The sequence below is a fragment of the Arenibacter sp. F20364 genome (genome assembly GCF_023015905.1).
Lineage (GTDB): Bacteria > Bacteroidota > Bacteroidia > Flavobacteriales > Flavobacteriaceae > Arenibacter.
Map to the genome: position 1 here is coordinate 24,998 of NZ_JALKBD010000024.1, position 26,781 is coordinate 51,778.

Here is a 26,781-nt window from a genome sequence, read left to right on the forward strand (position 1 = left end):
TAATGAATGAGTAATAAATCTAAGTAATTCAGTAAACTGAATGTTTAATGGAACAGATTAAAATTTATTATTATAATGTATAATATTGCCTTATTATTCAATTCCCTTGCTCAAGATACAACTCCTTACCCCACTCGGTTAACTCCTTTTCCAAGTAGTTTTCATTATGGAACAAGGCATCAAATTCACCTACCAATTCTTTAATAGCTTTTCTGTCCTCAATTCGGATCCTGGTTTCATAGTTATTCTTGGTCCCATTACCAGTGAAATTCAATGAGCCCAAATAGGCAATCCCATCATCGATCAAGTACAATTTTCCATGTATAAAAGGATGTGAGTAGGAATGGGAATCGGCAGTTGTAAACACCTTGAAAGGAAATAACTGTCGGTAAGAATATTTGTAGATTTTGGCGTTCCTAATTTTCGAAGTGTAATTCCGAATCAACAGCCAAGCTAGGAGTAAAGGAATACCTCCCCATAAAACCATACGATCCTGAATATTATATGCAATAACAACAAGCTCTAGAATCATTACCATCAAAAAAAAGTAAAGCCATCTTTTTATGTTGATCCATTTTAATCGGAGGGCCTTTGCATCTATATCAATACTTTTGTCCTGAATAATAAGTTGACAGATATTCTTTTGTCTATCCCCGTAAAAGTCCTCTATGGTATCCATAGTGATCAACTGTACCTCAACACCCCTATAATGCAGGTCGATCAATTTCTTGACCAGAAAGGGAGAAAGAAACGGCGATACTATTTTTACAGATCGTTTTGCATTCTCAATTTCTTCCATCAATTTTTTGCCGGCTCCAGTACCGATATATACATTGCAGATGGCCTGATTAAAATACATGGTTTCCTTATTATTGTTGACCTATTAAATTACAAAATCCGATGCTCTTATTAAAACGAATATAAACCCAAATCCATTAGTTATCAACAAATTAAGACTATTTCAGCTTTAACGGCAGAAATTTTCGAACGTCCATATGGATCCGCTCAAAGTTTTCCGTTATCGCTCCATCTCTAATTCGAAATTTGGGTTTTGGAAGCCCCTTCTCAATATTGGGTTTTGGAAATCTTACTTTTTTATCCTTGCCATCCGCGAAGGCAATAAACTCCCCTTCCTTCAATCTAAAAAATTCCTCTGCCCGGATCTTGCTTACCTCCCTCTCTCCCTTTGTTATCCTGGTATCAAAATTCAACGTATTCTCCCCCTTACTAACACTCTTCGTCGGCCGCTTTACAAGTTCAAAAAAACGTTCGTAATATCTGGCGGTATCGGGATCATTCGCCTTTCCAAAAAACTGGTAGGATAGATTACTTAAAATGGCCCGGCTGGCTTTGTCCCCATACATCATATCGTTTTGAATTTTATCCTGGAGCACATAGATCGTGGCAACGTCATAACTTCTTAAAGTCGCTGGAATTCTATGCATATTAAGCAATCGTATCGTAGGCGCTTCTTCCATCAAAACGAAAGAACGGTGGCGGCCACGTTTGCTCATTTGCTTGGTAATGGTATGGATTATTGTGGCTATCACTGGGGAATAGGCCGTTTCAAATTTAGGATTGTTCACTATGGAAACTACGGAGGGATGTTCGGGATTATTTATATCCAAAGGCACTTCATCGGCGGACAGTGCCATAAATATGCGTTGGGTACTGATCTTTTTAAGGGCATTGGCCAGCGTGCTCATTACCCCGGCTGTTTGACGTTCGGAATCCTTTCCTGAAATAAAGGCATCCGCCATAGCCTTGGATGTAAAGTCGGAACTTAAAAATTGTATCAGATTTTCCGTATCCAAATATTGGTAGGCAGCAATCAAGTGTGGTAGGGTACAATATTTCCCATGGCTGGTCTTCAGCTTCCAAATAAGGCCACCCAAAAGTCCTTCCACGGCATCGTTAAAGAACTTTGAGGAACCCATGGCAATTGTCTCGCGTTGCTCCAAAAGGTTCTCCAAAAGTACCCTGGAAACCTCATTAACGCTTTCTTCGTCCTCCATATAGCGAGGTGCGATAGGATTAACACGCTGATGAATATCGTCAAAGGAAATAATATGAAACGGTATTTCGGTATTGTTAAATAAGGGATAGGCCATTTCTGTAATCTCAAAATCCTTGTAATCATGGATGACCCCTGCAAATTGATGCTCGTTGAAGTGTTTCAAAAAATTATAGACCACGCTTTCCGTTTTGCCACTTCCCGCCGATCCAATTATGGAAGCCCCTCGCCTAATGTTCTTCAGGACCAGGTTCCCGTTCAATAAATCGAACTTCACCTTATATCTTTTTGGTTCTATAGCAGTTCCAAAATTATAATTGAAGTATATAAATAATACCAAGTTTGTCACCTGAAAAGGTATTAACCAAAACAATACTATTTTGATAAAAACTGGCCACCCAAATAAGGTTAGTAATGCGCCTCCTAGAACAAGCAACAATATAAAGTTGATAGCAAATGGATACTTGTTTTTCTTAAAGGACAGATATTGCAAAGCCATGGCCGCCACATAGATAAATACAGAAAGTAAAACCGTAATTTTCATCTTGGATTATTTTAGAAACATCTAATAATTCCTGGCATTCTTAAATAGCTATGGAACTTGAGGATTTGGCCACGTCTATTACCTTTTTAAATTGTTTAATGGCCTGTAGGGCTGCTTCCACCTTATTGGTGGGAATATTAAGTTTTGGAATATGTACCCCGGCAGTACCCATAAGTTTAAATGCAGCGCTACGTTCATTGGTCGGAAGTCCCAAGAGATGGGCGAAATAAATTTTAGGGTCATGGATATAAGTCTTACGGGCTTGGTACGACTCCACAAAATTTCGTTTGTATTTAAATAGGGTATCAAACCTCTTTTCCGCATTGTCATAAAACTGATCTCTCCTAAACCCACGTTTGACCATTTTGCCGTTAAGTTTGGACTCTGACGCCATGTATTTGCTCCCTGGGGAAAGACTAAATCTATTGGAAACATCCTTTCTACTGACAATGATATGGACATGGGTCTGTGGTCCTGGCTTTTTCATCCCCTGAACAACGACCTTGCCATCGATACGATGTGGGATTTGAGCATTGAGCATGGCGATGTCATTTTGCATAGTTTTGGCATTGCCGGCAACCTCCCCCCGTTCCACTTTACGGATTTCATTTTCAAGTTTTACGATCTGTGCTCTGTACACCTGATTTTCTTTCACCTGCCTATCAAACCCTTTAAAAGTGCGTTCATATTCCAGCTTCGCATAGTATTTGATACTGTCTACAGATACAGGATTATCACGATGGAAAGAAGCCGCATAGTCCTTCATGACCTCTCTCACATATTCCTTTAAAAGTTTTGGGTCATTGTTGATATGATTAAGTTCCCGCTGACTTGGGTTAATGGTGATGGAATAAAACTTGGGTTCCTGCTTTTTCAGTTTGGCGGTATTGCCGTCGATCTCCTTGACCACCTGTTCCGGGGGGATACGGTCATGGTTTTGATCAAAGAACTGTTCTTGCTGATCCAATCCTTTTCCCTCGTTCTCCTTTTCCAAATAGTCGACAAAATCCGAAGAGCTCTGGGAAAAGGTCGTGTCCAAATGTTGTTTGGTGATACTGATATACATAACGCTATTCTGTTTTTAATTTCATTTTCAATTGTTCGAACTCTTCAGTGGTCATATCCAATTGCAGTTTGGGTTTACCAAAATTGCTTTTCACCAAGTTTACCTTATTGACCAGCGCCATCAATTCCGACTTTTTTTGGTTTAGGTCGCGTTGAAGATTGGTATGCTCCCTTTTTAGGACTATAGCTTCCTCTATCTTCTGAAAAAAAGCATCTCTTTCCGGGTTGTCCTCCTGACCTTCCATTAACAATGGTGCTTGTCGGTACTTCTTTCTGGGCGAGTGTTCGAATAGAAGTTCCAGCATGGCAGTTGTGGGTTTGGTCTGATGCTTTTCTATATCCTTTATGATCCCGATCATAGAATTGATACGCCTTTTGATATTAGCCTCCATGTCCCACAAATTGGGACCAAAATCTTGAAAAGGGGATAACTGATATTTCTCAAAAAAATCCATCATTCCTTCCAGAACATCGCTATGTGTTCTTTCATGTTTATTTGAAAAAATCCGGAACCGATTCACAGTTTCCAGCAGAAAGTTGATACGTGCAAATTGTACTTTCATGACTTTCATATTTACTGGGACAGTGCTGCCCAGCTATAGTGGGACTTCCCAAGGCCTCTATCCTATTACGCTTCTTTTTCAACAGGTTTAAAATTCAATTTATATATTTTAAATAGCTGATAATCAATTATTTAAAAACAAATTAAACTCCACAACATCGCAACGCGTGTTGTCCTCTTGCTCTTCCTTTTTTCCCGCAGGGTCAAATTTTTAGACTTCCTCACAATTTAGTGTTGACCTGGCTTTCTGAATTCTTCTTGAAAAATTTTAAGAGTTTTGAAGATGGATTTTTGAGGAATTATCAACTAATGTTTAAAAACGCTTCGAATCCCGCAAAAAAAAGGCAGCTCTTGGCTACCCTTTTACTTTTGGATTAAATATTTTTAAACTTTATCTATAAATTTATAGGTATAGCGTTTTTTAAATGATTCCTCCTTGATGATTTTTCATAATCGATTCTGTTCAGCTTACAATATTCCTTGATCTGAAAAACTGAAATATTTCCCATTGGGCACAAGAATCAAATGATCTAAAACCTTTATATCGAAAAGAACGGCGGCATTTTTTATCTTCTCGGTCAAATCCGTATCCGCTCTACTTGGTTTCAAAGTTCCTGACGGATGGTTATGGACCAAAATTACGGCCGTAGATAAGGTTTTTAAGATTACGGCAAAGAGTATTCGCAAATCCACCAAAGTGCCCGTAATTCCCCCAGTAGATACCTGATAGGTTCCTTTAACCCTATTGGAGTTGTTCAAAAGAAGAACTTTAAAGGTTTCCTGTAATCCTATAGTGTCCTTATTCCATGTTTCGTATAATAGTTTGGCAACATGCCTGGAATTGCAAAGGGAGGCAGAGTCAAAAGTCCCTAATTTGTCGCAATAACTTATCTTAATTTCGTTAACTTCGCTTTTCATTGTTTTTCTTATTTAAGGTTAATAATGAAAAGAGGGCGGTACTATGGTCAGTTCGCCCTCTATTATTTTTAATATTCGCTGGGCAGCATCAATGTATTGTCCACAAAGAACAACCTGAGTTCGTCCAACGGAAAATCTGTAATATGATATTTATGGCTTTCGAAGATGTGGCCATTGCCATCACTGTAATCAATGCTGGCTTCATATCCCAGCACCTCTTTTTCTTCCTCTGAAAACCTTCTGAAATCGATTGTAATAAATCGACTTCTGTTCATCAAACTTTTGGCAATTACGGAGGTATCCGTTACCAGCCAAAAGCATTCGGCTGCATTGGCAAGGAATTTTACGCCATTGGTAAACCGAGTCTTCAAAAGGGGTATTTGAAAAAACATTTCAGAACCGTTAAAATGTTGTAACCCTTCCCTTATTTCCTTAGTTTTGCAGTTCATTATTGATAGATTTATAGTTAATAATGATAAGATTTAGAGGGCGTTTAATTTCGGGAACGTCCTCTTTTGTTTTCTTGAATCTGCTATGACTTGTTTCCAAGCAACAAGATCTCATCTGCTACCACTTCGGTAACATAGCGCGTATTACCATCGTCCGCGATATAAGTCCGGCTTTTTAGTTTACCTGTTATACCCACTTCTTTGCCCTTTCCGGCGTACTTCTCCACGATCTCGGCAGTCTTCCCCCAAGCTACAATGGTGTGCCAGTCGGTACTTTGGACCTTCTCTCCATTGGCATTTTTGTAATGCTCATTGGTTGCCAGTTGAAAACGTGCCACCTTTTTACCACTTTCAAGATTCGTAATCGCTGGAACATCCCCGATGTTCCCGATCAACTGTACATGGTTTCTTAATTTGCTCATAATTGAAAATATTTATGTCCACATCGATGCAGACGGTTAATAATTGATTTAAAAATGATTTACTTTTCATATCTCGAGCGTTTTCCTTTTTTTGATTTTTTTGTACGGTTTCATTTTTAGGATTTGGATACGCTTTCATGATTTCCTGTTTTAGACTTACTTCCCATAGTGCTCTCACTGTTACCTTTTTTGATGCTATACAGTGCACAACATTCGAACTTGGCAAGACGTATAAATAAGAGCGAGTGGAGCCTGCCCAGAGCGCAGACGAAGGGAGCCTGGTTTATGCCGTCGAACAAGACCGAATGTTGTTATTTCGCTATCGAAAAAAGGTTAGAGGGACTGAGGAAGAGGTGGGTATAGAACATCCAATAAAAAGAAAACAGAACCTATGAAACGGTACAAAATGAACTTTAAAGATTCCGATCAGTTCTTACCACCAAATGCAGCTCTTTTATTCATTTTCACAACGATTAATTTCTTGGATGAAGTCGGCAAAGCGGACTTGAGCTATTTTTTTATGGATGGGGAGAGGCTGGGGCCCATAAAACAATGGCTCGTGTCCAAGATGGGCATGAGGCTTATTGCCCGAAATGTAATGTAGGAGCAATGTGCCGAAGAGTTGGTAGCCTTAAATAGAATTACCAATATTTATTCCAATATGGGAAAGTATGTTCTTGATTGCCATTTGGCATTATCGAACTCTCCCCATATCAAGGGATGGGAACTAGCGGCATGCACCTTATTTTTTAATGTAGGATATACTTCCCAATTTGAATTTCTCTCCGGCCACATCCCCTTGCGATTAAGTCCACAAGCAATAAGCTTTTGGGTCATCTCAAAGGAAAGTAACATATAGTCCTTCTGTTTAATGTTAACTCCCATACGATAGGCACCCATTCGGAAATATCCTGCATCTTCGCCCTTGTCCTTGTCCGCCCTACACCTTGGATTTCTGGACACATCTTCCAGATCGGTCTCCCGAAGGAGCGGAGAAAGACAGTCACTATATGACACATCGTTCAGGGTGCCACAGACGAGAATCAATTCCTTTCCTTCTGCTTTCATTTTATCATAGATGGCGGCAACCTTCCTGGCTTGTATTTTTCTTTTGGATTCATTGTCCGATGAAAACTGACTGGATAGGATATACAGCGTTTCCCCTTCAGGTGTGGTTATAGTATATTCTTGGCAATCAATATCAAAAATGGGATCTACCCTATCCACAAAATCCAATCCATGACTTTTTAAGGCATCCAATCGATAACCGTTTTTGGTCAATATTCCCATACTTAATCCGCGGCCATCATTCCCTTCCAAGACCAAGACCTGGTCATAGGGAACTATATCAAATTCCTTTAAAAATATACTATTGAAATCCATTAACGATGCCTTGTCTTCAACCTCCTGTAGTATTAAAATATCCGGGTCAATTTCCGAGACCAACCTCGCCTTATTTAGGATTGCTTTATGATCGATTGCCACTGAATGTAGGGCTATCCATCCGTTCCAATCGGTAAGCTGCGAAGCCCTGTTTTCATTGGTATAGCCTCTTTGTTTTAAAAATAGCTCCCCCTGTCTTTTTCTAAGTACCCCATAAGGGTGGTTATCGATATTTTCAAATCCTAATAAAAAGGTAAGTTCCCGAATGCGTTCCATATCATTTACACTTTTTTGCATTCTTGGCATTAGGGCATCCAATTCCGAAATCCAATTGGTCACACATTTGGTCAGGCCGTTTCTTATCAAGCTTTTGTCACGATGAAAGAGATTTTCAATATTCAAGGTTGCTATTTTCATTGTTTTAGTTTTAGATTCTTTTATCCTTAGTGTTATTTTCAAATGCAATTAAGTTGAACATTTGGCGCATCCGGCTTCGGACCCTTTTCCCGTAACGCTCCTCTAATTCCTCGGCATTCAGATTGGTGGTAACGTGAGTGCATATTTTGGTTTTCTGGAACAGTTCGAACCGCGATATCAACACCTCGCCCAATACATTGCAATCCTTTCCAAAATATGTTCCCAAGGGTTCCACACCCAGATCATCGAAGCAATAAAACCTACCTTTTCCATAATCCTCGATGATTTTATATCCAATATGGTTGAAGGCAAAAGTGATGTTGCGGGCGGGAATAATTTCGTAAGGTCTTTGATGAGGAACGATATGGCGTATCAACTTCATCATGCTCGTCTTTCCACATCCCACCGGACCAGATAACAATATCCCTTTAAATGGATCCATCCCCAGCTTTCTACAACCATCCAAATCCCGGACGAAGTAGTTGCTTAGCTTGAAAAAAGTTCCTTTGTCCTCTTCATGAATCTCAAAGTTTTTCCCAAACATTGACCTGCCCTTTGCATCCAGATAAGCGAGTACTTTGGAAAAATTGTAATCGACACGCTTCCCATCAAAATTCCCTAAGGAATATTCCATGCCGCCCTCCAGGATAATATGTGGATGCATCTCTTTCATTTCCTAAAGGGGTTCCCCATAATTTTTATCGGTAGAAATTTTTAGGTAATCAACTTTTGGTTTTTTGTTGGAACTTCCAACAAATCCAGTTTCCTCTTTTAGTTCCTTCGCCTTGAGCATCCAATTTCTTGCTGTGGCTTGCCAGTCTTCAATTGCAGATATACCGCCGACCTTCCATCCTACTCCCTGATAATGGTTATAAAATTTAATACCCTCTGTAGGCGACCAATTGCTTTTTTTAAAAAATTCAATAACAACAAGTTCATTTTTTGGTCGGCTCTCTCTAGAGAGTTTATTTTCTGTTTTATTTTGTTTATTAATGTTTATATATGATACCACCGCCGGTCCAGCACTAGTTTCATGCTGGTCCACCACTTGTTCATCAGTTGTCCCAAAAATGGGCATCATGATACGGCTCCCCTTAAACCGATTATGAGAGGGCAGATAAACGATATATTTCCAATCGTTCAAATTGGTCATACAACGATGGTACGTAGTCCTAGATCCTATTTTGGAAAAAGACATGGTTTCCTCCCTGTCCACTAAAAAACTTTTGGGAAATCGATTCATATTCCAATATTGAAATAAGGCCATATACAAACTTACATGGGAGGGATTGAGCCTCGAATCTTTTGAAAATTGCTGAAATACCGCATTGAGGTGTTTTATATAGTTCATTTTTTTTGATTTGAGTGCTTAACAAGGTTATCCATAAGAATTTTTTCAATTTGCTCTGCATCGTAAAATATTAGTCCCCCTATTTTTGTAAAGGATAAAATGCCGCTGCGGCGCAGACTCCGCAAGGTTCCAGAACTAATGTTGAGCATGTTCATAACCTGGGTGCTCTTGAGCCATTCCTTTTTAATGACCTTGGCCTGGTTTTCGTTCAAAAGTTCCTTGATTTCCCCCAGAAGTTCGGTTTTAAATTCCCAGAGGTCCTCCGTAGTGATAATAGCCGTTGGCATATCGATTGATTTAATACAGAACCTACCTAATTGTAGTAGTCTGTGATTCGGACACAAAAATGAAAAAGAGTTTTGGAATAAATAGCCAAGTCATAGTCAGTTGACATAAATTATTATTGCATTAAATTCGAAGAAATTGATAGGAAAATACCCTGAATTCAAGACAAATTTTGGCATAATTTGATTTATTCCGTTTGAAAATGCTAAACAGTCAATTGACTATGACCTGACATTTTTTAATCGTCCAGATCAGTAATCCAATACTGTAGGGAATTTTTTAGTTTATCCAGAAACTTGGTAGGGTGGGTTCGGTTTCTTATTCGGACCGAGGTATGGTGATAATCCCCCAGATCCACCCCTGTAACCTGTTCTAGGAATAGCATTACAGATTTTAAACTGGCGTTGCCATGGTTTATAATACCGCTATAAAATAAAGCGAACCCCAGCTCAGTAAGGGCAATCTTTGATCCGGTCCAGTTGATTTTCGGAATAGGTATTTTGGGAAAAGGCATAGAAGTACTCGATTTTTGTTGAAGAAATTGCAAGAATCCTTGGTAACCCAATATCTGGGCAACCAATACATCATGGGAAGCACTAAATTCCGAATCAAAACTATGTCCATTTCGACCCGTACGGACAAATAAATTTCTATTCTTTCTTAAAAAATACTGTGAATCCAATGCACTGTTTTCCAGTTCAAGATATAACACCATATCTTTATGGCTAGCCAAAAAAGCATTTACTTCCCGGATCTTTCTTCCTATAATTTCGTTGTTCATACCATAAGCTATATTAGGGAAGTCCAACTCAAATGTAAGTTGATGGGAATATTGCAAAAGGAGACCAAAAAGCAAGGGCTTGTCCTTTTTAAAGAATCGAATTTCTGAAGTTTCATCAGGGAAACCATGGACTATCACTGCTTTACGATAATCTTCCAATATCTTTTGGCAAAAAGAAATGGCCTTATCAAATGAGGCAATTGGGTTGCTGAACGATTGTTCAATCTGGAGCAGTTCCGATTCAATTTCACTTAGTGACCTTATCCAATCCATCTTTTCTCTTTTTAACCTCTTGACATTATCTCTAATATCAAGAAAAAAGTACGTCGAAAAAAGTCGGAGCCACCGTCATTTATAAACGAAGACGGTGCATTTATAAATGACGGGCTAATAACTAGAAATTTTCTGAGATCATGAAAATTTAAACTATAATTATTCTAAACACCTAGTTCAGATTAAGGTCAAGGTAATAAAATAGAGAACTTTTATTGATATCAAGTAAATTGGGCTTTTAAGTTGAACGCTCTTATGAATTCCAATAAATTATAATAACCAATACAGCATCCAAAAGGGAGAAGAAATTGTCTAGTACTTCATATTAGACTTGGCAAAACTAAAAATTCGTGCATTCAGGTCTATGGTAGCGTCATAACCTTGTGGATTCTCATGACCAGAATGATAATCGATATCCATCAATATCGGAGTTTCAGCCTGATTGTATTTTTGAAGCTTGGCAATATATTTACCGCTATCCCATAAGGGGATCCTGTCATCGTTATTGCTTGGCATAATCAAGGTAGCGGGATAATTTTTTTTGGACCTCAAGTTTAAGTAAGGGTCCATTTGTACTAGCCCGAGACATTCCAAGCTATCTTTTACTGTACCATACTCTATATAACTGGTACTGCTGGACATCGTGGAGGATTCGAGTCCAAACGGGTGCATTCTAGGCACTTCGGCAATAAAGGAAGAATATAATTCAGGACATTCATTGACAGCCATACCTGCCGTAATACCACCAGCACTATTAGTATAAAGAGAGACCAATCCTTTTCGGGTGTACCCCTTTTCAATTAAAGATTTCGAGCAAGCGATAAGATCTTTCCATGAATTATATTTTAAGGCTTTCATTCCTTGAATATGCCATTCTTCTCCCTTTTCCCCTCCACCGCGAACATGCGGGAAGGCAAGAATACCCCCTTGACTTACCCAATCCAGATAAGTGGGCGAAAAGAATGGGCTCATACTTTCCCCATAAGCGCCGTATACATATATAAAAACTTCGTTATTGGAATCAAGTTTCATATCTTTTTCATAGACCAAGGAAAGAGGTACTTCTACCCCATCATGGGAAGTGACCATAATCTGTTTGGAGGCTATATTGCGGAATTCAGGAAAGTTGGCAGAATCCAAAAGTCCTTCGTTGATAAATTTTCCCTGTGGACCTATATCATATCGAACGTAATTTGAAGTCCAACCATCCATACCAATGCCAATTTTGTTGTGAGTAACCGATTCCCCTAAAAATGAAGCATAGCCCGGTGCAAAGGGCGGTTTTAGTTGAATAGTATTTTGTAAACTGTCAATTCGAAAAATAGATATCTCAACCCCATATTTTTCCCGAATAAAATATATGTTGTCTTTAGTAATCTCAAATTGGGTAATGGGATCTTCACGACTACCGGTAGCAAGAATTAATGGTTTATCAAATTTGGGATGTTCTATATCTACTTGACAAAGTTGATTTCCGTTTGGAGTAGCTCTACGATATATAAAATGTTGACCTCTAATTTCGCCCTGATTATAATAAATCTTATCTATAGTCTTAAAGAACGGCTTCCACTGGGGATTTCCATTCATTACATCACTTAATTTGGCAATAAAACTATCGTAAAACACGCCTGATTTAGCAGAATATCCTATTATGTAGGAATCCCAACTAGAGCCTATCTTTACCTTGGGGAAATAATCAGAGGCAATTCCCAAGGAACTATCATCACCAAAAATAGGAGTTCGTTTTTGAGGATTATCCCCAAAAAAATGGATAGCTGAAAAAGATTTCTTTTTGTACCTGGCGTCCGACTGTTCAACAAAAGGAAAGTAAAGATATATTATCCCTGAGTTATCAGGCAACCACTGTATTCCTCCAAAATCCGGATTAATTTGTGTTATTTGGTCCTTTAAAATTTTTTTAGTTTCCAAATCATAAAAGATAATGGTAGAGGTAAATTCCTCCCTTGGATCCAACCCAATAGCTATCTTACTTCCGTCAAAAGAGGGCTCTAAATAGCTTATATTTTTACTCTTGATACCATAGGTACTTGGATCAAAAAGTACAGTTTCCTGATTGGACAGTTTTTCCTTATAATATAGCAGGTCAATATCCTTAGTTTCGTCATAGCGCAAATAGAAGTAATTCCCTTTTTCATCTATACGTATATTACTGATATTACCTCTGCTCCTACCTTCTAATTCATGGAAACGCTTTTGAAACTGCCTAAAAAGTTGATTGTTTAAAAAATAAGTTTCGGCCAAAGAATCCTGTGCTTTCAACCAATTTTGGACTTTGGGGTCTTTCAAATTCGTTAAATTATGGTAACTATCCACCACTGTCATTCCAAAAAGCACATTGGATATAGGATCTTCGGCAATTTCTGGATAAGTCCAATAATCCGCTTCCTGCCTATTGTTACAGGAAGTAATAAGGCAAAAAAGACCAGAATATAATAAGATGTACCTTATCATTGTTTTTTAATTTTAAAACGTAGAAATCTAAGACCAGCCGAAGCGATCGCTGAATTTATAGTAACTTAAAGTATTAGTCTCTGTGTCCCCTTTTCGGCCTTTTAATTTTATCAGTATCGATAGGTCCATCTCCACCGCCCTTAATTTTCGTCAAGTTCTTTAATGCTCTTTTTTTGAAGTCTTCCATTTTTTTTCTCATGATTTCCGGTTTTAATAGTTAATAAATTAAAGGTTTATCCCAAGATAGCCCGTGTTGTAAAAAACTACAAATAATATATCCTACCATTTATAAATGACGTCCAATTTGTCTTTGCTTAAGCTCCTTCAATACCTTGGAAGGATACACTCCGGTCTTGGAATAAAATGCTCTGGAAAAGGATTCCCCTGTTTTAAAACCAAAGGTGTCCGCTAACCCCTGATAGTTGTATTTTAACAATTCAGGCTCACTGGAAAGCCTATCAATTGCCGTTGTGATTTTTAAATCCTTCAAGTAGTTCGGGAAACTCATTTCTTTGTAATGGTTAATAACAGTGGACAAATAGGAGGTGTTCGTATCCATTTCCTGTGCCAATTGAGCCATATCCAATTCTTTGCTCAAATAGTGGTCAGACTTTTCAAAAGCCTCCAATTTCATCAAAATATCATCTCTTATTTCTTTAGGTACAGATGTTGGATATTCCTCGACTTTGGGTGAAGGAGGTTTAGGCCGCTTAGATCCTGCCAATAATTCCTTTACTTTGGTTCTAGTCTTTTGGGCCTTAATATATAAGTATACACCTATCAGGATTGCAAGGCCTGCCATTGACCCTAATACAAATATCCAAATGCCTTTTGCCTTAAGTTGTTCCTCTGCTTTGCTTTTTTGACGCTTCAGATAAGGAATATCATAGGCAACAGTGGCCTGTTCTATAATTCCTTTTTGTTCCGATGTCATCAAGCTATCAAAAAATATAAGTTTTTCAATGGCATCGATTTCACGTTTTTGATTCTCCTCCAAACTGTAATACATAACCAGCTGTTGATAAACCTCTTTAATATTGTCAAAGGGTTCCCGGGACGCGCCCACGATGGAATCGATTTGTTGAAAATAAGTTATGGCCTGTTTATTGTTACCTGAGTATTGAGCTATCTTGGCCAAATAATAAAGTTTGATCGCCTTGCTTTTTCCTTCCAATTGAAAGACATATTTTAGAAGAGTATCCCTCGCTATTTGATAGTCCCCTTCATAATAATCCAATTGAGCGCCCACCAGAACAAAATCACGGTATTCCATTTTGTCATTATTGGACAATGCCTTATCAATGCCGGCTTTGTAATATTGCCGTGAGGAGTCCAATTGTGAAAGCCTTAGGTGAGCCAATGCAAGATTGTACATCAAGATCATATAGTCATTATAATACGTGTTTTCAAAATCCTTTTCCTTTTTCAGCACCTTTAATGACCTGGTGTAAATATCTGCTGCAGCATGAGGCTGGCCATTAAGGTTGCGAATTGCAGCAATGGCCATGGAACATGTAAGTTGATCGTTAAGATTGTTTTTCTCTACCGCTAGATTATAAGCGGTAATGTAATTCTGCAGGGAAAGTTGATAATCTCCTTTGTCATAGTAAATAATAGCCTTGAGTATGTAACCGAAAGTGGGATAGTCGAGATGGTCACTTTGAGCGGTAACCAAAATAATTGAATCGGAATAGGAAATTGCTAATTCCGGTTCTTCAATAATAGTTCGGTAATAATAACCACTGGCAAGCTCCATTACGTTGGATTCGCTTTTAGCTTTATTGATATGGACCTCGGTTAGATATCTTAGCTTTTGTAAATCACCATTTTCATAGGCTTCATCCTCCAAGTCCATAATGCTTTGATAGGTCGTATCCGATAAGTAATCCGTAGTCAATAAAAGAGTATCCTTGAGAAAGTTGGGTTCTTGAGCAAAGCAGACGCTCAATGTAGCAAACAACAAAACTAATATTGCCAAAGGGCTAAATCTATAGACTCTATATTTGATTACGGTCCTAGTCATTATTGTGTATTTGACCAGAGATTTCTAAACTGATAAAAAATACGCTGTAGTAACGTTACCTCCTCTAAAATGATTTCGGCGCTGCCGATCATTTCCTGTTTAAATTCCAAAGTTCTACCGTATGAAGTCACTAAGTCCTTGATCTTTACATATACCACATAACCTTCATTTTCGCCCGTTCTGGGGACTTCGGAAATTGTTTTTACTTCTCCCTTAAGGGACCCCCATTCGCGATAGGGATAGTTTTCCAATTTAATGATGACACGCTGACCCGGCCTTATCTTTCCTGAGTTTAGGATGGGTACCTGGCACCTTCCTAATAACCCTTGGTTTCTTAATGGAACCACCGTAAAAACTACCTGATTTTCCTTAACATTTTGATGTTTTCCCCAAACATCGAAAAAAGAGATCCGTCCGGCAATAGGGCTCGTTAATAAATATTGTTCCTCCCACTCGGTCAATGCAGATATGAGTTCTTCTTGCTCCAATTCTAAAATGGAACCATGCGTATTCTCGTTTTTTAGTCGAGAATTATCGAACTGCATTTGAGTGTTCCGAATACTCGTTTCCACCATGCGTAATTGATTTAGTTCCTGTTCTAGATTCCCATATTCACGTTGGACTTTCAAATATTCCTTTTCCTTTTTTTCTAAATCACCAAGTGATATGACTCCCTTTTTTAAAAGCTCTTGATATCGATCAAAATCAATTTGGGCTATTTCAAGGTCACGTTGAAGAACAATAATTTCTTCCTTTTTGTTTTTAATGGCAGTGGATTGTCCAAGAAGTTGTTGTTTAAGTTCAGTTTCTTTCAACGCTTCGTTGTCCAGGGATCGATAAAATATAAGATTGCGATAGGCATTTAGAAATCTATTATAAAAAGGTCGAATCTGCCCGCTAAGCCTCAATTGGTTTGGGAATTGATATGATAAGGTCTGCGGTTTTAATACCAAAGGATATCCAGATGTCAGTTTTTGTTTTAGCATGACCATATCCTTGGCTTCCCCAGTGTTTTCCAACACTCCTAAAATGTCACCTTTGGAAACTGTATCCCCTGGATTATAATTTACCTCGATTAATTTACCAGTCTGTTTTGCCCTTAAATGTACAGGTGGATCGGATGTGGTCAATACCACCGATGCTTTAATGCTCTCGTTAAAGGAGAAAAAAGAGGCAAACACTACAACAAGGACAAAAAAAGAAATCACCAATACTATTCCCCATTTAAGCATCCAATTGGATTCCCTACTTATATAGGCCTCTTTCTCATATATGTAAATACCCTGGTCTTCCATGTGTTCTATAATTGATTAAGGATTAGTTGATGATAAAAACCATTTAGTTCTACCAATTCCTTATGGCTGCCCTTTTCCACAATCTTTCCCTTGTCCATGACCAATATCTGATCTGCATTGCGCACCGTGGACAACCTATGGGCAACTAAGATTACCGTTTTGTCGACATAAAAAGACTTTAGGTTTTCAGAAATGACCTTCTCATTTTTGGCATCAAGGGCACTGGTCGCCTCATCAAAAAAGAGATAGTCTGGATTTTTATAGATGGCCCTTGCAATTAGCAGGCGCTGTTTTTCACCACCACTAAGGAGATTGCCATGTTCGCCTATCAAGGTGTCCAAGCCCAAGGGAAGATTCTCCACTAATTCGCTAAGATTGGCCATGACGACCACCTCGAACAATCTGTTCCGATCCGTAGGTCGGTTTGCCCTCGATTCCGTAATATTTCGTCCCAAAGTATCATTGAACAAGGAACTATCTTGAAGAACGGCACCACAATGTTCTCTCCATTTTTTCGTGTTCATAAATCTCAGGTTATCCTTTCCTATATTTATTTTACCCTTTACAGGTTCATATAATTTGAGCAATAATTTTAGAAGAGTTGTCTTTCCAGAACCACTAGAACCAACAATAGCCGTAATTTTCCCTTTGGGAATGGTTAGCGTAATATTGTCCAACACCTTATGTGAAGTACTTTCTCCATAAACAAAATCGAGATTTGTAATGCCAATGTGTCCTGGTTCAATGATTTCGGTCTTGGCAATTGGCAAAGACCCATTTTTTTCAGAATGGACTTCGGACAAACGCTTTAGGGAAAGGGTTGCACGTTGTAATCCTACTATAAAATCCAAAGTATTAGAAATTGGAATGGAAAGACTGCCTACAATAAATTGTATGGCCAACATAGTTCCGAGTGTAATTTCGCCATATACCACCGCTTTTGCGGACCAAAAAATTATGAAAATGCTGGTCATTTCATTAAGAAAGGAACCTCCTTTGAGCTGGATCTGATCTAGTTTCAAGATATCTATCTTTAACCTGTACAACCTTCCTTGGACTTTCTTCCATTCCATTTTGCGCCGACGTTCGGAACCATTCAGCCTTATATCACGAATAGCTGTTATCAGTTGGATCAAAAGCGACTGTTCCGAGCGGTTCAGATTGAATAGCTTATGGTCAAGTAGAGCTTTACGTTTTAGAAACAATACGGTCCAACCCATAAAGAGCAAAGTGCCCAACATAAAAATTACCAAAATGTCAATATTGAAGTAACCCAGTACAATTCCAAAGACCAAGATGCTGAACATATCAAACACAATGGAAAGGGAACGACCGCCCAAAAATTCGTCAATGCGATGGTGGTCATAGATTCGTTGCATAAAATCTCCCGTGGTCTTAGAATCAAAATAGGCAAAGGGCATAAGCAGCAATTTGTCCAAAAAATCGGAAATCATGGAAATGTTGATTTGAGTGGACATATGTAGTAACAGCCAGTCTCTAATAATCTCGGAGGCCAATCGTGTCAAAAAAAGAAAAATCTGGGCGATTACAACAAGGTGGATAAAACCAATATTTTCAAAATCAATTCCATAATCCACAAGGCTCTGTGTCAAGAATGGAAGAAGCAATTGAATTGTGGTGGCAAGTAAAAGTCCAAGGCACAATTGGCCAATATAAACCTTAAATGGCATTAAATATTTAATCAGGAAGCCTAACCCCGTGTGAGAGGTATCCTCTCCTGGGATGTTGGTAAAACTGTGGTTGGGTTCCACTAGTAAAAGAATGCCTTTTTCATTGTCCGGGGATGCCCATTTCTGAATAAATTCCTTATGACCATATTTTGCTATCCCAATTGCGGGATCTGAAACATATACATACCCCTTAGTTGCCTTGTAGACCACGAGAAAATGATTGTTCTCCCAATGTGCAATAGCTGGCAATGGAACGTCATTCACCAATTCCTCGATATCAGATCGTATTCCTATGGCGTCGATCCCGATGGTTTCCAAAGCCTCTGAAAGTCCTGCTAGCGATGCACCTCCCCTTCTAAGGTTGGAAATTTGTCTTAGATACTCCAAATTATAATCCTTTCCGTAATGTTTGGTGATGATTTTTAGACATGCGGGACCACAATCCATTTGATCGAGCTGGCGGTAATTCGGAAAATGGCTGGTACCAAACTTCATCTGCATTCCAATTACAATATCTCAAAATAACCCAAAAATTCAGATGAACCTTTAGACTTTGAAGATGGTTTATAAATGACGACCGATTAGTCTTGAATAACTTTTACAGATAAAAATCGTACGAACTACTTATCGTACTCAAAAACCTATGCAATTCCTGCATGGAATTCTTGCAGGAAAAGTTGATTGGGCGAACTAGCTAAATGAATTTATTCATTAAAATGTATTGTTCCAATTAGAAAAGGATACAAACTACTCAACGTATCCAATATCTATAAATCACTAGGATAATCTTTAAAAATGACTTCACTTACATTTAACTCCCAAAAAGATACAATAAATGTAGGAATTAACACAAGTAAATAATATTCAAAATTCAGATCGATGCTAAAAATGTAAGGGTTAATAAAATTAGACTCCATCCGTCGCGAACATGTCGGAGGTCCAAATACTCAGACTAAGTACTACAAATGAACTCAAATGAGGTCATTTGGGTTCAAAATATATTAAAGTTTTGTTAAAAGTAAAAGTGAGCGTAAAGTGAGCGTAAAGATGTAATTTGTAAAACCAAAAAAGGCTCCCAATTTCTTGGAAGCCTTGTCTTTGTTACCGTGGGCCCTACTGGGTTCGAACCAGTGACCCCCTGCTTGTAAGGCAGGTGCTCTGAACCAGCTGAGCTAAGAGCCCTAATAAATCAGTATTTAAAATCACTTCCTAATTTTCCCAGAAGCGAGTGCAAATATAGAATAGTTTTTAATTTCCCCAAAGGAAAAAATAGAAAAATTTATACTATTTCTGCAACAACAAAAGTACTTCCCCCAACGAACACAAAATCCGTTGTATCCGCTACGCCCAAAGCAGCATTAACCGCTTCATTTACAGAAGAATAAGTATCACCCTTCAAACCAAACTCCAAGGCCCTAGTTTTTAGGACAAGTTCATCCAAACCTCTCTGAATGTTTGGTCTGCAAAAATAATAATGTGCATTTTTTGGGAAAAGAGGTAAAATTTGTTCCAAATTCTTGTCTTTTACAAATCCAATTACCAAATGAAGATCGGTATATTTTTGTTGTTCTATTTGATCCAAAACAATGGACAAACCTTCCGTATTGTGGGCCGTATCACAAACAACTGTTGGATTTTCGCCAATATATTGCCATCTGCCCAGCAATCCCGTATTCGCGGAAACATTCAACAGGCCATCAACAATATGTTCCTCCCTAATATCAAAACCCTTCAATTCCTTAATGGTGGCAACAACGCCCTTAACGTTTTTGGCCTGGTAACTCCCCAACAAGGAGGTTTTATAATTTCCAGGGATTATTTCCCCTGCAAATACTATTTTAGAGTTTCTTTCCTTTGCCATATTGTTGAAAACAGTCGCTGTCTCTTCCTGCAGTTCACTGATGACCACCGGTATCCCTGGCTTAATGATTCCCGCCTTCTCAAAGGCTATTTTGGCAATGGTATCGCCCAACATCTCCACATGATCATAACCTATATTGGTAATCAAGGACACTTCGGGGATAATTATATTGGTAGAATCCAAACGACCTCCAAGTCCAACCTCCACAATGGCTATATCTATTTTCTCCTTTTCAAAGTACTGAAAGGCCATTCCCACTGTCATTTCAAAAAACGAAAGGTCGTGTGCCTCAAAAAAAAGTTTATTTTTTTTTATAAAATCGACTACAAATTTTTTACTGACCGGTATTCCGTTAATCCTGATCCGCTCCCTAAAATCCTTTAAATGTGGAGACGTATACAATCCGACCTTATAACCAGCCTCTTGCAAAATTGAGGCCAGCATATGACTACAGGACCCTTTCCCGTTGGTTCCTGCCACATGTATGCTTTTAAATTTTCGTTCGGGATGCCCTAAATAAGCGGAGAGAGCCAATATATTGTCCAACTTACCCTTAAATGCAGAAATTCCCTTTTGCTGGTACATGGGCAGTTGCCCGAACATCCATTCCAAAGTTTCCTGATAAGTCATTTATAGTCGTCTGTTGAAGTTAGAACACAATGCCTTTGCGATACCTTCAATTAATCTAATTAAAAAAGTAAATGAAATTGTAAAATTACTTTAGGATAATTGATTTTGGGCAATGCGGGAAAACTTTATTCCCCCAATTTAAAATTCACCACTACAAAACCAACTTGTTGACTAGGTGCATTGGAATCCAAGTTCCATTGATGCAAAAAAGCTGTTTTCTTGGCAGGCTCCAATAAACAGGGATGAGTATTGGTGGTCCCTCTTTGCCCAGGGGTAGCACTAACCACTTTTCCATTTCGGTCCACAACAATTTTAACAACAACCCTACCTTCTTCGTTGCATTCTTGCTGTACCTTGCCTTTATTCACCAAAGATCTTCCATTGAGTCCATAACCTCCAATACCACTGCCCGACCCGGGACTTCCGTAATAACTGGTTGCATATGGATCTCCGTCCGGTTGTCCTTTATCCCCGGCCTTACTATCATCACCTTCTCCCCCTGCAGCAGTTCCTTCGGATTTATTTATACCTCCGATCAGCTCATCCAGCTTATTCTTTTTCGCCTGTTGCTCCTTCCTAACCTTTTCTTCGGCCTCCCGCTTTTCGCGAGCTACCCGTTCCGCCTCGACCTGGGCCTTTTTGGCAGCCTCATCAGCCTTTCGTTTCGCTTCTTGCTGCTGCTTTATTTTTATGGATTCCTCGTTTTCCTGGGTAAGTAACTTTTCGGCAGGTTTTTCCTTGGCCACCTTTTCCTCCGGCACCTGCTCTACCACCTCTTCTACCTTTTCCTCCACAACCTTTGGCTCTTTAATGGGAGTATTGAGAGGTTCTGATTTTATCTTTTCTTTGGGCTGTACCCTACCACTACCAAAATCAGTAGTTCCAAAATTGACGGAAATACCATTTTCAATTGGCGGATCCATATAGGTGAGTCCTATATAAAAAAGCAATAGTAATAGCACACTCAACAGAATAGTGGTAAGTGTAAAAGATTTTTTTTCGTGTCTCGTGTTAAGTAATGACATTAATTTGGTCGCACCGCCAAAATAACCTTGTAATTATTTCTATTGGCAATATCCATTACGTTTACCGCCTCTTTGATGGCAACGCTCTCTTCTGCCCTAAGAATAATAGTAGGTTTCTCTTGCCCTTTTAGTGCCTTTTTTAATTCAATTTCTATATACTGTCCGTTTATCTTCTCGTTGTTCACAAAATATTCCAAGTTCTTATTGATGCTTACCGATACATTTTGGGTATTTGTAGATTTACCCTTTGCTTTGGGCAACAACAAGTCCAATGCATTGGGCGAATTTGCAGTTAGCATAAAGAAAATAAGCAATAGGAACACTATGTCCGTCATAGAGGACATGCTAAAATCTGGACTAACTTTATTTCTACCTTTTAGTTTCATGTGTTATGTTCTAAAGAGGTTCGTTCAATAAATCTAAAAACTCCACCGCATTGGCTTCCATTTTATGCACCACTTTATCCGTTCTGTTCACCAAATGATTATAACCTATATAGGCTATAATACCCACAATAAGTCCGGCAACAGTAGTGGTCATGGCCGTATATATTCCAGACGCCAAAGAACCCATTTCCGCCTGCCCACCACTGGTAGCCATTTGATGGAATGCCAAAATCATACCAATAACGGTACCTAAAAACCCAATCATGGGTGCCGCTCCGGCAACGGTGGCCAAGACGGTCACATTTTTTTCCAATTTATAAACCTCAAGGGTACCTGCATTTTCTATTGCGGTATTAATATCATCCAAGGGCTTCCCAATTCTGGAGATTCCTTTTTCCGTTAACCTCGCCACCGGCGAATCTGTTTGGGCACACAATAATTTGGCCGCTTCCAACTTACCATTGGTAACATGATCCCGTATCTGGTTCATAAAATTACTATCTATCTTTGACGCAGCTTTTATCGCAAAAATCCGTTCAAAATAAATATACAGTGCCACAAAAAGCATTACGAACAAAACACTTATTATCAAGATACTTCCTGTACCGCCATTTACTATTAAATCAATCACGGAAAGTGTCTTTTCCTCAGACACAACGCCCTCTAATCCTGCCTCTTGAGCCAGATCTTGTATCAATAACATATATTTTCTTTATTTAAGTTGCCTTAATAACGGTCTTTTGTCGATTAAATTATGCGTTCAACACTAAATTTCTAATTAATATAAATCCTACGGCACCGGCAGCAAATCCAATGAATGCCAACCATGCTATTTTCTTCAAATACCAGAAGAAGTCTATTTTTTCCATTCCCATGGCCACAACACCTGCTGCAGACCCAATAATCAACATACTACCTCCAGTTCCAGCGGAATATGCAATGAAATGCCAAACTGGATCATCCATACCTACAGAGAACATTCCTATACTTGCCGCGACCAGTGGCACGTTATCTATTACAGCAGAGCCCACACCTAAAAAGAGTACCACCAAATCGGATACCAATTCACCACCGGACTCCGTACCCAACATAGGCATTACCTCATCCAAGGTTCCGGCAAAATGGAACAACATTCCTAAAGATTCCAAAGCTGCCACTGCCATTAAAATACCCAAAAAGAAAAGAATACTTGGCAATTCAATTTTGGAAAGTGATTTATGTACTGGGCTGTGATGCGATTCTGCCTCACTTTCCCCGTCGATATTGGAAATACTAAATTTGGCGCTACTGTATATTTCAGCGAACGTGGCTACCAATGCCAAAGAAAGCATCATCCCAACGTAGGGAGGCAAATGGGTTATGGTTTTGAAAAAGGGAACAAATATAATGGCACCCAATCCCAAATAAAGCATAGTTGACCCATATTTGGATTTAGTAGGTTCCTCATCGTCCATATCGGTGTCAATATTACCGGAAAAGGCCTTGTACCTACTTGCAATAAAGGTAGGAACCACCATACATATAATAGAAGGCAAAAGAACGTGTTCTATCAATTGTGCCGCCGACACTTTGTTGGCGATCCACAACATGGTTGTGGTAACATCACCAATTGGAGACCAAGCTCCACCAGCATTGGCCGCAATGATTATCATACCGGCAAACCAAAGTCTGGTCTCCCTGTCGTTGATCACCTTCTGCAGGATAGTTATCAAGACTATAGTCGCTGTAAGGTTATCTATTATGGCAGAAAGTATAAAGGCCAGTATAGCAAACAACCAAAGTAACTTTCTTTTGCTCCTTGTTTTTATAAACCCTTTTATTGTGGCAAAGCCATCGAAATAATCTATTATTTCCACAATGGTCATAGCCCCCAAAAGGAAGACCAGTATTTCTGCGGTTTTCCCGAGATGATGGAGCAAAATCTCATCTATATGGGTCGCCTCCAACTCCCGGAGCTCGGCATTGACCTCAAAAACTGGCATATGTGCCAAAGCTATAACCGCCCATAACAGAGCCATCATCGCCAAAGCGGGGATTAATTTGTCTATCTTAAGATTGTGCTCCAAAGTTATTGCCAAGTAACCGGCAACGAATAAAATAATAATAATGGTCTCCATGCTATTATTGGTTTAAATTAATTGTTTCAAAGCAATCTCAAATCCGGTTTTACTGAGATTAACTTTTGATTTATTTTGGTCAAATATATTTAAAATTGCGTTTCTAATGGTATTTGAAGTGTCATTAAAAATAAGTTCGTCATCCATTGCCACCCTTCCCTCCATAAAATAGGCAAAGACACGGGCCATTCCGCAATTGGAAATAAAATCGGGAATTAGACTTACACGCTCATCGGTATACTCCATAATTGGCCCAAAAAATATTTCCTTATCCGCAAAGGGCACATTGGCCCCACAGCTGATCACTTCCAACCCAGCATCTATCATTTTAGCTATCTGCTCCTCTGTCACCAAGCGGGAAGCCGCACAGGGGACAAATATTTCTGCGGGCAAACTCCATATTCTATTGTTCATTTCGGAAAAAGGAATAATGTCATCTGCAAAAAGTTCATTTCCCTTTTTATTTAAAAAGAATGACCTTATTTCCTCCAAAGTATACCCTTCCTCATTAATTATCCCTCCGGCCCGATCGATAATCCCGACCACTTTCGCCCCCATTTTTGCCAAATAAAAGGCAGCTGCAGATCCTACATTGCCAAATCCCTGCACAATGGCCCTTTTACCCTCAACCGAACCTGCGTGTATTTCATAAAAGTGTTTAACGGCTTCGGCTACCCCAAAACCGGTTATCATATCCGCCACCGTAAATTTCCTAACAACGGACGGTGAGTATTCATTTGACTCCAAAACCTTAACGACACCCAATCTCAATTGACCGATCCTATTGATCTTATCAGCTTCGGTCGGTTTAAAATGTCCGTTAAAAACACCCTCTTGTGGATGCCACACCCCAGCGTCCTCTGTAATAGGGATAACCTCATGGATCTCATCAACATTTAAATCCCCGCCGGTACCATAGTAACTTTTTAACAATGGCGCTACCGCATGGTACCACCGTTTAAGTACGCCGGATTTCCTGGGATCGCTGGGATTAAAATTAATTCCGGATTTAGCACCTCCGATCGGAGGTCCTGAAACCGTAAATTTCACCTCCATCGTTTTTGCCAAAGATAAGACTTCGTTCATATCCAATCCCTCCCTCATTCTGGTACCGCCACCGGCCGCCCCACCACGAAGAGAATTAATTACAGCCCATCCTTCCGCTTCTGTCTCTGGATCTTTCCAGTTGAAAATGATTTCCGGGGCTCTATTTTCATATATTTTTAATAACTCTTTCATTGTACCTTACAATTTAACTATTAGACTTCATTTGCCATTAAGGGAATTTTACCTCCTTTGGTTAATTTCACCAGCCTTGCTAATGTTGTCTCATAATTGTTAGGTCTTTTTTCAGCAAAAAATATTCAGCCGAACAAATATAAAAATTAGATTATGTTTTAATGTTTTATTCACCATTAATATTCCATTCTCAAATCGTATATTTATTATTCCGTTCTATACTCGTATATTTGCAATATTCTCATAATTTTTTCTAACACATGGATTTTACGCTTTCGGAAGAACAGTTGATGATACAACAGGCAGCACGGGATTTTGCCCAAAACGAATTACTTCCCGAAGTCATAGAAAGAGACGACGCTCAAAAATTCCCTACCGAACAGGTAAAAAAAATGGGGGAATTGGGATTTATGGGAATGATGGTGGACCCAAAATACGGGGGAAGCGGACTGGACACCATTTCCTATGTAGTGGTTATGGAGGAACTTTCCAAAATTGATGCCTCGGCTTCGGTAATTGTATCCGTCAATAATTCTTTGGTATGCTGGGGACTTGAAACCTTTGGCAGCGAAGCACAGAAAGAAAAGTATTTGACCCGTTTGTCCACTGGACAAAGTATTGGGGCGTTCTGTCTTTCCGAGCCCGAGGCCGGTAGCGATGCCACTTCACAAAAAACCACAGCTCTGGACAAGGGAGACCACTATGTAGTGAACGGCACCAAGAACTGGATTACAAATGGAAATTCTGCTGAAATCTATTTGGTAATTGCACAGACCGATATTTCCAAAGGATATAAAGGAATAAATGCAATAATTGTAGAAAAGGACACACCTGGTTTTATAATAGGGCCTAAGGAAAATAAATTGGGGATAAGGGGCAGTGACACCCATTCATTGATCTTTAACGATGTAAAAGTCCCCAAAGAAAATAGAATTGGCGAAGATGGATTTGGCTTTAAATTTGCCATGAAGACCTTGGCAGGGGGACGCATAGGAATAGCTGCCCAAGCCTTGGGTATTGCCGCCGGTGCGTATGAATTGGCCAAAAAGTATTCTAAAGAAAGAAAGGCTTTTGGCACGGAAATAAGCAATCATCAGGCAATAGCCTTTAAACTTGCCGATATGCACACCCAAATTGAAGCCGCGAGACATTTGGTTTATAAGGCGGCATGGGACAAGGACCAAGGAAACGACTACGATCTTTCTGGGGCAATGGCAAAACTATACGCTTCCCAGGTGGCCATGGATACCGCCGTAGAAGCGGTACAAATTCACGGTGGTAATGGTTTTGTGAAGGACTACCACGTGGAAAGAATGATGCGGGACGCCAAGATAACCCAGATCTATGAAGGCACTTCGGAGATCCAGAAAATCGTGATTTCGAGGAGTATTTTAAAAAAATAACAGCAACACCCCTTATTTTTGCATGGGGAACCAACTAAAAACAATTAATTATAACCAAACACCCCTAACTTAAATAAGGGTATTGACCAATAAAAACCAATTTTACATTATTAACCCCCTATTAATAGGAAAAACATCAATATTCAAACCTTAATATTGAGGAAATCCCAATTTA

The 26,781-nt window shown here is 39.1% G+C and carries 25 protein-coding genes and 1 tRNA gene; 2 read left to right on the forward strand and 24 right to left on the reverse strand.

Annotated features, from left to right (window positions below):
• Nucleotides 1-97: 97 nt before the first annotated feature.
• The 7 genes from MWU84_RS17345 to ssb form a co-directional block, all read right to left on the reverse strand.
• Complete coding sequence (locus MWU84_RS17345) at nucleotides 98-859, reverse strand: phospholipase D family protein (RefSeq protein ID WP_246904103.1); 762 nt, start codon at nucleotides 857-859, stop codon at nucleotides 98-100.
• A 97-nt stretch (nucleotides 860-956) separates the two neighbouring features.
• Nucleotides 957-2,558, reverse strand: coding sequence for a type IV secretion system DNA-binding domain-containing protein (locus tag MWU84_RS17350; RefSeq protein WP_239985735.1), 1,602 nt, complete (start codon nucleotides 2,556-2,558; stop codon nucleotides 957-959).
• A gap of 40 nt (nucleotides 2,559-2,598) precedes the next feature.
• Nucleotides 2,599-3,624 (reverse strand): MobB family relaxase, encoded by a 1,026-nt coding sequence (mobB, locus tag MWU84_RS17355; protein ID WP_246904105.1) that lies wholly within the window; start codon nucleotides 3,622-3,624, stop codon nucleotides 2,599-2,601.
• Nucleotides 3,625-3,628: 4 nt separating this feature from the next.
• The gene (locus MWU84_RS17360; RefSeq protein ID WP_111624476.1) at nucleotides 3,629-4,186 is read right to left on the reverse strand and encodes a BfmA/BtgA family mobilization protein; all 558 of its coding nucleotides are present in this window, start codon (nucleotides 4,184-4,186) and stop codon (nucleotides 3,629-3,631) included.
• Between the two features lie 467 nt (nucleotides 4,187-4,653).
• On the reverse strand, nucleotides 4,654-5,103 hold the full coding sequence (locus MWU84_RS17365; RefSeq protein WP_246904107.1) for a JAB domain-containing protein: 450 nt from the start codon (nucleotides 5,101-5,103) through the stop codon (nucleotides 4,654-4,656).
• A gap of 68 nt (nucleotides 5,104-5,171) precedes the next feature.
• The gene (locus MWU84_RS17370) at nucleotides 5,172-5,552 is read right to left on the reverse strand and encodes a DUF6876 family protein (protein WP_246904109.1); all 381 of its coding nucleotides are present in this window, start codon (nucleotides 5,550-5,552) and stop codon (nucleotides 5,172-5,174) included.
• A gap of 83 nt (nucleotides 5,553-5,635) precedes the next feature.
• Nucleotides 5,636-5,974, reverse strand: coding sequence for a single-stranded DNA-binding protein (gene ssb, locus MWU84_RS17375; protein ID WP_103440923.1), 339 nt, complete (start codon nucleotides 5,972-5,974; stop codon nucleotides 5,636-5,638).
• Nucleotides 5,975-6,365: 391 nt separating this feature from the next.
• On the opposite strand from ssb, the gene MWU84_RS17380 reads away from it, so the two are divergent.
• Nucleotides 6,366-6,578 carry a hypothetical protein gene (locus MWU84_RS17380; protein WP_246904111.1) on the forward strand — a complete coding sequence of 71 codons (213 nt, stop codon included), beginning with the start codon at nucleotides 6,366-6,368 and terminating at the stop codon, nucleotides 6,576-6,578.
• A 47-nt stretch (nucleotides 6,579-6,625) separates the two neighbouring features.
• Here the strand turns inward: MWU84_RS17380 and MWU84_RS17385 are convergent, their stop codons facing one another.
• The 17 genes from MWU84_RS17385 to MWU84_RS17460 form a co-directional block, all read right to left on the reverse strand.
• On the reverse strand, nucleotides 6,626-7,774 hold the full coding sequence (locus tag MWU84_RS17385) for a hypothetical protein (RefSeq protein ID WP_246904113.1): 1,149 nt from the start codon (nucleotides 7,772-7,774) through the stop codon (nucleotides 6,626-6,628).
• A 10-nt stretch (nucleotides 7,775-7,784) separates the two neighbouring features.
• Nucleotides 7,785-8,447 (reverse strand): ATPase, encoded by a 663-nt coding sequence (locus tag MWU84_RS17390; protein WP_246904115.1) that lies wholly within the window; start codon nucleotides 8,445-8,447, stop codon nucleotides 7,785-7,787.
• Nucleotides 8,448-8,450: 3 nt separating this feature from the next.
• Nucleotides 8,451-9,125 carry a hypothetical protein gene (locus tag MWU84_RS17395; protein WP_246904117.1) on the reverse strand — a complete coding sequence of 225 codons (675 nt, stop codon included), beginning with the start codon at nucleotides 9,123-9,125 and terminating at the stop codon, nucleotides 8,451-8,453.
• Nucleotides 9,122-9,412 carry a helix-turn-helix domain-containing protein gene (locus tag MWU84_RS17400; protein WP_246904119.1) on the reverse strand — a complete coding sequence of 97 codons (291 nt, stop codon included), beginning with the start codon at nucleotides 9,410-9,412 and terminating at the stop codon, nucleotides 9,122-9,124. The genes MWU84_RS17395 and MWU84_RS17400 overlap by 4 nt, the downstream gene beginning before the upstream one ends.
• 236 nt (nucleotides 9,413-9,648) lie before the next feature.
• Nucleotides 9,649-10,464 carry an RteC domain-containing protein gene (locus tag MWU84_RS17405; RefSeq protein ID WP_246904121.1) on the reverse strand — a complete coding sequence of 272 codons (816 nt, stop codon included), beginning with the start codon at nucleotides 10,462-10,464 and terminating at the stop codon, nucleotides 9,649-9,651.
• A gap of 312 nt (nucleotides 10,465-10,776) precedes the next feature.
• Nucleotides 10,777-12,936, reverse strand: a complete 2,160-nt coding sequence (locus MWU84_RS17410; RefSeq protein WP_246904123.1) for a prolyl oligopeptidase family serine peptidase — start codon at nucleotides 12,934-12,936, stop codon at nucleotides 10,777-10,779.
• A gap of 73 nt (nucleotides 12,937-13,009) precedes the next feature.
• Nucleotides 13,010-13,135 (reverse strand): hypothetical protein, encoded by a 126-nt coding sequence (locus MWU84_RS24345; protein ID WP_262509682.1) that lies wholly within the window; start codon nucleotides 13,133-13,135, stop codon nucleotides 13,010-13,012.
• A gap of 87 nt (nucleotides 13,136-13,222) precedes the next feature.
• A complete protein-coding gene (locus MWU84_RS17415) occupies nucleotides 13,223-14,959 on the reverse strand; it encodes a helix-turn-helix domain-containing protein (RefSeq protein ID WP_246904124.1) in 1,737 nt (578 codons plus the stop codon).
• The gene (locus MWU84_RS17420) at nucleotides 14,959-16,254 is read right to left on the reverse strand and encodes an HlyD family efflux transporter periplasmic adaptor subunit (RefSeq protein ID WP_246904125.1); all 1,296 of its coding nucleotides are present in this window, start codon (nucleotides 16,252-16,254) and stop codon (nucleotides 14,959-14,961) included. The genes MWU84_RS17415 and MWU84_RS17420 overlap by 1 nt, the downstream gene beginning before the upstream one ends.
• Nucleotides 16,255-16,259: 5 nt before the next feature.
• The gene (locus MWU84_RS17425) at nucleotides 16,260-18,440 is read right to left on the reverse strand and encodes a peptidase domain-containing ABC transporter (RefSeq protein WP_103440932.1); all 2,181 of its coding nucleotides are present in this window, start codon (nucleotides 18,438-18,440) and stop codon (nucleotides 16,260-16,262) included.
• A 612-nt stretch (nucleotides 18,441-19,052) separates the two neighbouring features.
• A tRNA-Val gene (locus tag MWU84_RS17430) sits at nucleotides 19,053-19,127 on the reverse strand.
• Nucleotides 19,128-19,224: 97 nt separating this feature from the next.
• Nucleotides 19,225-20,436, reverse strand: a complete 1,212-nt coding sequence (locus MWU84_RS17435; RefSeq protein WP_246904126.1) for a folylpolyglutamate synthase/dihydrofolate synthase family protein — start codon at nucleotides 20,434-20,436, stop codon at nucleotides 19,225-19,227.
• Nucleotides 20,437-20,561: 125 nt separating this feature from the next.
• Nucleotides 20,562-21,461, reverse strand: a complete 900-nt coding sequence (locus MWU84_RS17440; RefSeq protein ID WP_246904127.1) for an energy transducer TonB — start codon at nucleotides 21,459-21,461, stop codon at nucleotides 20,562-20,564.
• The gene (locus MWU84_RS17445; protein ID WP_031445231.1) at nucleotides 21,461-21,847 is read right to left on the reverse strand and encodes a biopolymer transporter ExbD; all 387 of its coding nucleotides are present in this window, start codon (nucleotides 21,845-21,847) and stop codon (nucleotides 21,461-21,463) included. The genes MWU84_RS17440 and MWU84_RS17445 overlap by 1 nt, the downstream gene beginning before the upstream one ends.
• Before the next feature lie 10 nt (nucleotides 21,848-21,857).
• Complete coding sequence (locus tag MWU84_RS17450) at nucleotides 21,858-22,550, reverse strand: MotA/TolQ/ExbB proton channel family protein (protein WP_246904128.1); 693 nt, start codon at nucleotides 22,548-22,550, stop codon at nucleotides 21,858-21,860.
• A 49-nt stretch (nucleotides 22,551-22,599) separates the two neighbouring features.
• Nucleotides 22,600-23,964: a sodium:proton antiporter NhaD gene (gene nhaD / locus MWU84_RS17455; protein ID WP_246904129.1), complete on the reverse strand. Its 1,365-nt coding sequence runs from the start codon at nucleotides 23,962-23,964 to the stop codon at nucleotides 22,600-22,602.
• A 12-nt stretch (nucleotides 23,965-23,976) separates the two neighbouring features.
• Nucleotides 23,977-25,203 (reverse strand): Glu/Leu/Phe/Val dehydrogenase dimerization domain-containing protein, encoded by a 1,227-nt coding sequence (locus MWU84_RS17460; RefSeq protein ID WP_246904130.1) that lies wholly within the window; start codon nucleotides 25,201-25,203, stop codon nucleotides 23,977-23,979.
• 260 nt (nucleotides 25,204-25,463) lie between these two features.
• Between MWU84_RS17460 and MWU84_RS17465 the strand changes: the two genes are divergently transcribed.
• The gene (locus MWU84_RS17465) at nucleotides 25,464-26,606 is read left to right on the forward strand and encodes an acyl-CoA dehydrogenase (protein ID WP_246904132.1); all 1,143 of its coding nucleotides are present in this window, start codon (nucleotides 25,464-25,466) and stop codon (nucleotides 26,604-26,606) included.
• Nucleotides 26,607-26,781: the final 175 nt, after the last annotated feature.

Excerpts from the sequence above, each read along its gene's own strand:
- MWU84_RS17450 (WP_246904128.1), bottom strand. The coding sequence starts at position 22,550 with ATGTTATTGATACAAGATCTGGCTCAAGAGGCAGGATTAGAGGGCGTT.
- MWU84_RS17440 (WP_246904127.1), bottom strand. The coding sequence starts at position 21,461 with ATGTCATTACTTAACACGAGACACGAAAAAAAATCTTTTACACTTACC.
- MWU84_RS17360 (WP_111624476.1), bottom strand. The coding sequence starts at position 4,186 with ATGAAAGTACAATTTGCACGTATCAACTTTCTGCTGGAAACTGTGAAT.
- MWU84_RS17380 (WP_246904111.1), top strand. The coding sequence starts at position 6,366 with ATGAAACGGTACAAAATGAACTTTAAAGATTCCGATCAGTTCTTACCA.
- MWU84_RS17350 (WP_239985735.1), bottom strand. The coding sequence starts at position 2,558 with ATGAAAATTACGGTTTTACTTTCTGTATTTATCTATGTGGCGGCCATG.
- nhaD (WP_246904129.1), bottom strand. The coding sequence starts at position 23,964 with ATGGAGACCATTATTATTATTTTATTCGTTGCCGGTTACTTGGCAATA.
- MWU84_RS17465 (WP_246904132.1), top strand. The coding sequence starts at position 25,464 with ATGGATTTTACGCTTTCGGAAGAACAGTTGATGATACAACAGGCAGCA.
- MWU84_RS17345 (WP_246904103.1), bottom strand. The coding sequence starts at position 859 with ATGTATTTTAATCAGGCCATCTGCAATGTATATATCGGTACTGGAGCC.
- MWU84_RS17425 (WP_103440932.1), bottom strand. The coding sequence starts at position 18,440 with ATGAAGTTTGGTACCAGCCATTTTCCGAATTACCGCCAGCTCGATCAA.
- MWU84_RS17410 (WP_246904123.1), bottom strand. The coding sequence starts at position 12,936 with ATGATAAGGTACATCTTATTATATTCTGGTCTTTTTTGCCTTATTACT.
- MWU84_RS24345 (WP_262509682.1), bottom strand. The coding sequence starts at position 13,135 with ATGAGAAAAAAAATGGAAGACTTCAAAAAAAGAGCATTAAAGAACTTG.
- MWU84_RS17445 (WP_031445231.1), bottom strand. The coding sequence starts at position 21,847 with ATGAAACTAAAAGGTAGAAATAAAGTTAGTCCAGATTTTAGCATGTCC.
- MWU84_RS17400 (WP_246904119.1), bottom strand. The coding sequence starts at position 9,412 with ATGCCAACGGCTATTATCACTACGGAGGACCTCTGGGAATTTAAAACC.
- ssb (WP_103440923.1), bottom strand. The coding sequence starts at position 5,974 with ATGAGCAAATTAAGAAACCATGTACAGTTGATCGGGAACATCGGGGAT.
- MWU84_RS17370 (WP_246904109.1), bottom strand. The coding sequence starts at position 5,552 with ATGAACTGCAAAACTAAGGAAATAAGGGAAGGGTTACAACATTTTAAC.
- MWU84_RS17460 (WP_246904130.1), bottom strand. The coding sequence starts at position 25,203 with ATGAAAGAGTTATTAAAAATATATGAAAATAGAGCCCCGGAAATCATT.
- MWU84_RS17405 (WP_246904121.1), bottom strand. The coding sequence starts at position 10,464 with ATGGATTGGATAAGGTCACTAAGTGAAATTGAATCGGAACTGCTCCAG.
- MWU84_RS17435 (WP_246904126.1), bottom strand. The coding sequence starts at position 20,436 with ATGACTTATCAGGAAACTTTGGAATGGATGTTCGGGCAACTGCCCATG.
- mobB (WP_246904105.1), bottom strand. The coding sequence starts at position 3,624 with ATGTATATCAGTATCACCAAACAACATTTGGACACGACCTTTTCCCAG.
- MWU84_RS17385 (WP_246904113.1), bottom strand. The coding sequence starts at position 7,774 with ATGAAAATAGCAACCTTGAATATTGAAAATCTCTTTCATCGTGACAAA.
- MWU84_RS17390 (WP_246904115.1), bottom strand. The coding sequence starts at position 8,447 with ATGAAAGAGATGCATCCACATATTATCCTGGAGGGCGGCATGGAATAT.
- MWU84_RS17365 (WP_246904107.1), bottom strand. The coding sequence starts at position 5,103 with ATGAAAAGCGAAGTTAACGAAATTAAGATAAGTTATTGCGACAAATTA.
- MWU84_RS17415 (WP_246904124.1), bottom strand. The coding sequence starts at position 14,959 with ATGACTAGGACCGTAATCAAATATAGAGTCTATAGATTTAGCCCTTTG.
- MWU84_RS17420 (WP_246904125.1), bottom strand. The coding sequence starts at position 16,254 with ATGGAAGACCAGGGTATTTACATATATGAGAAAGAGGCCTATATAAGT.
- MWU84_RS17395 (WP_246904117.1), bottom strand. The coding sequence starts at position 9,125 with ATGAACTATATAAAACACCTCAATGCGGTATTTCAGCAATTTTCAAAA.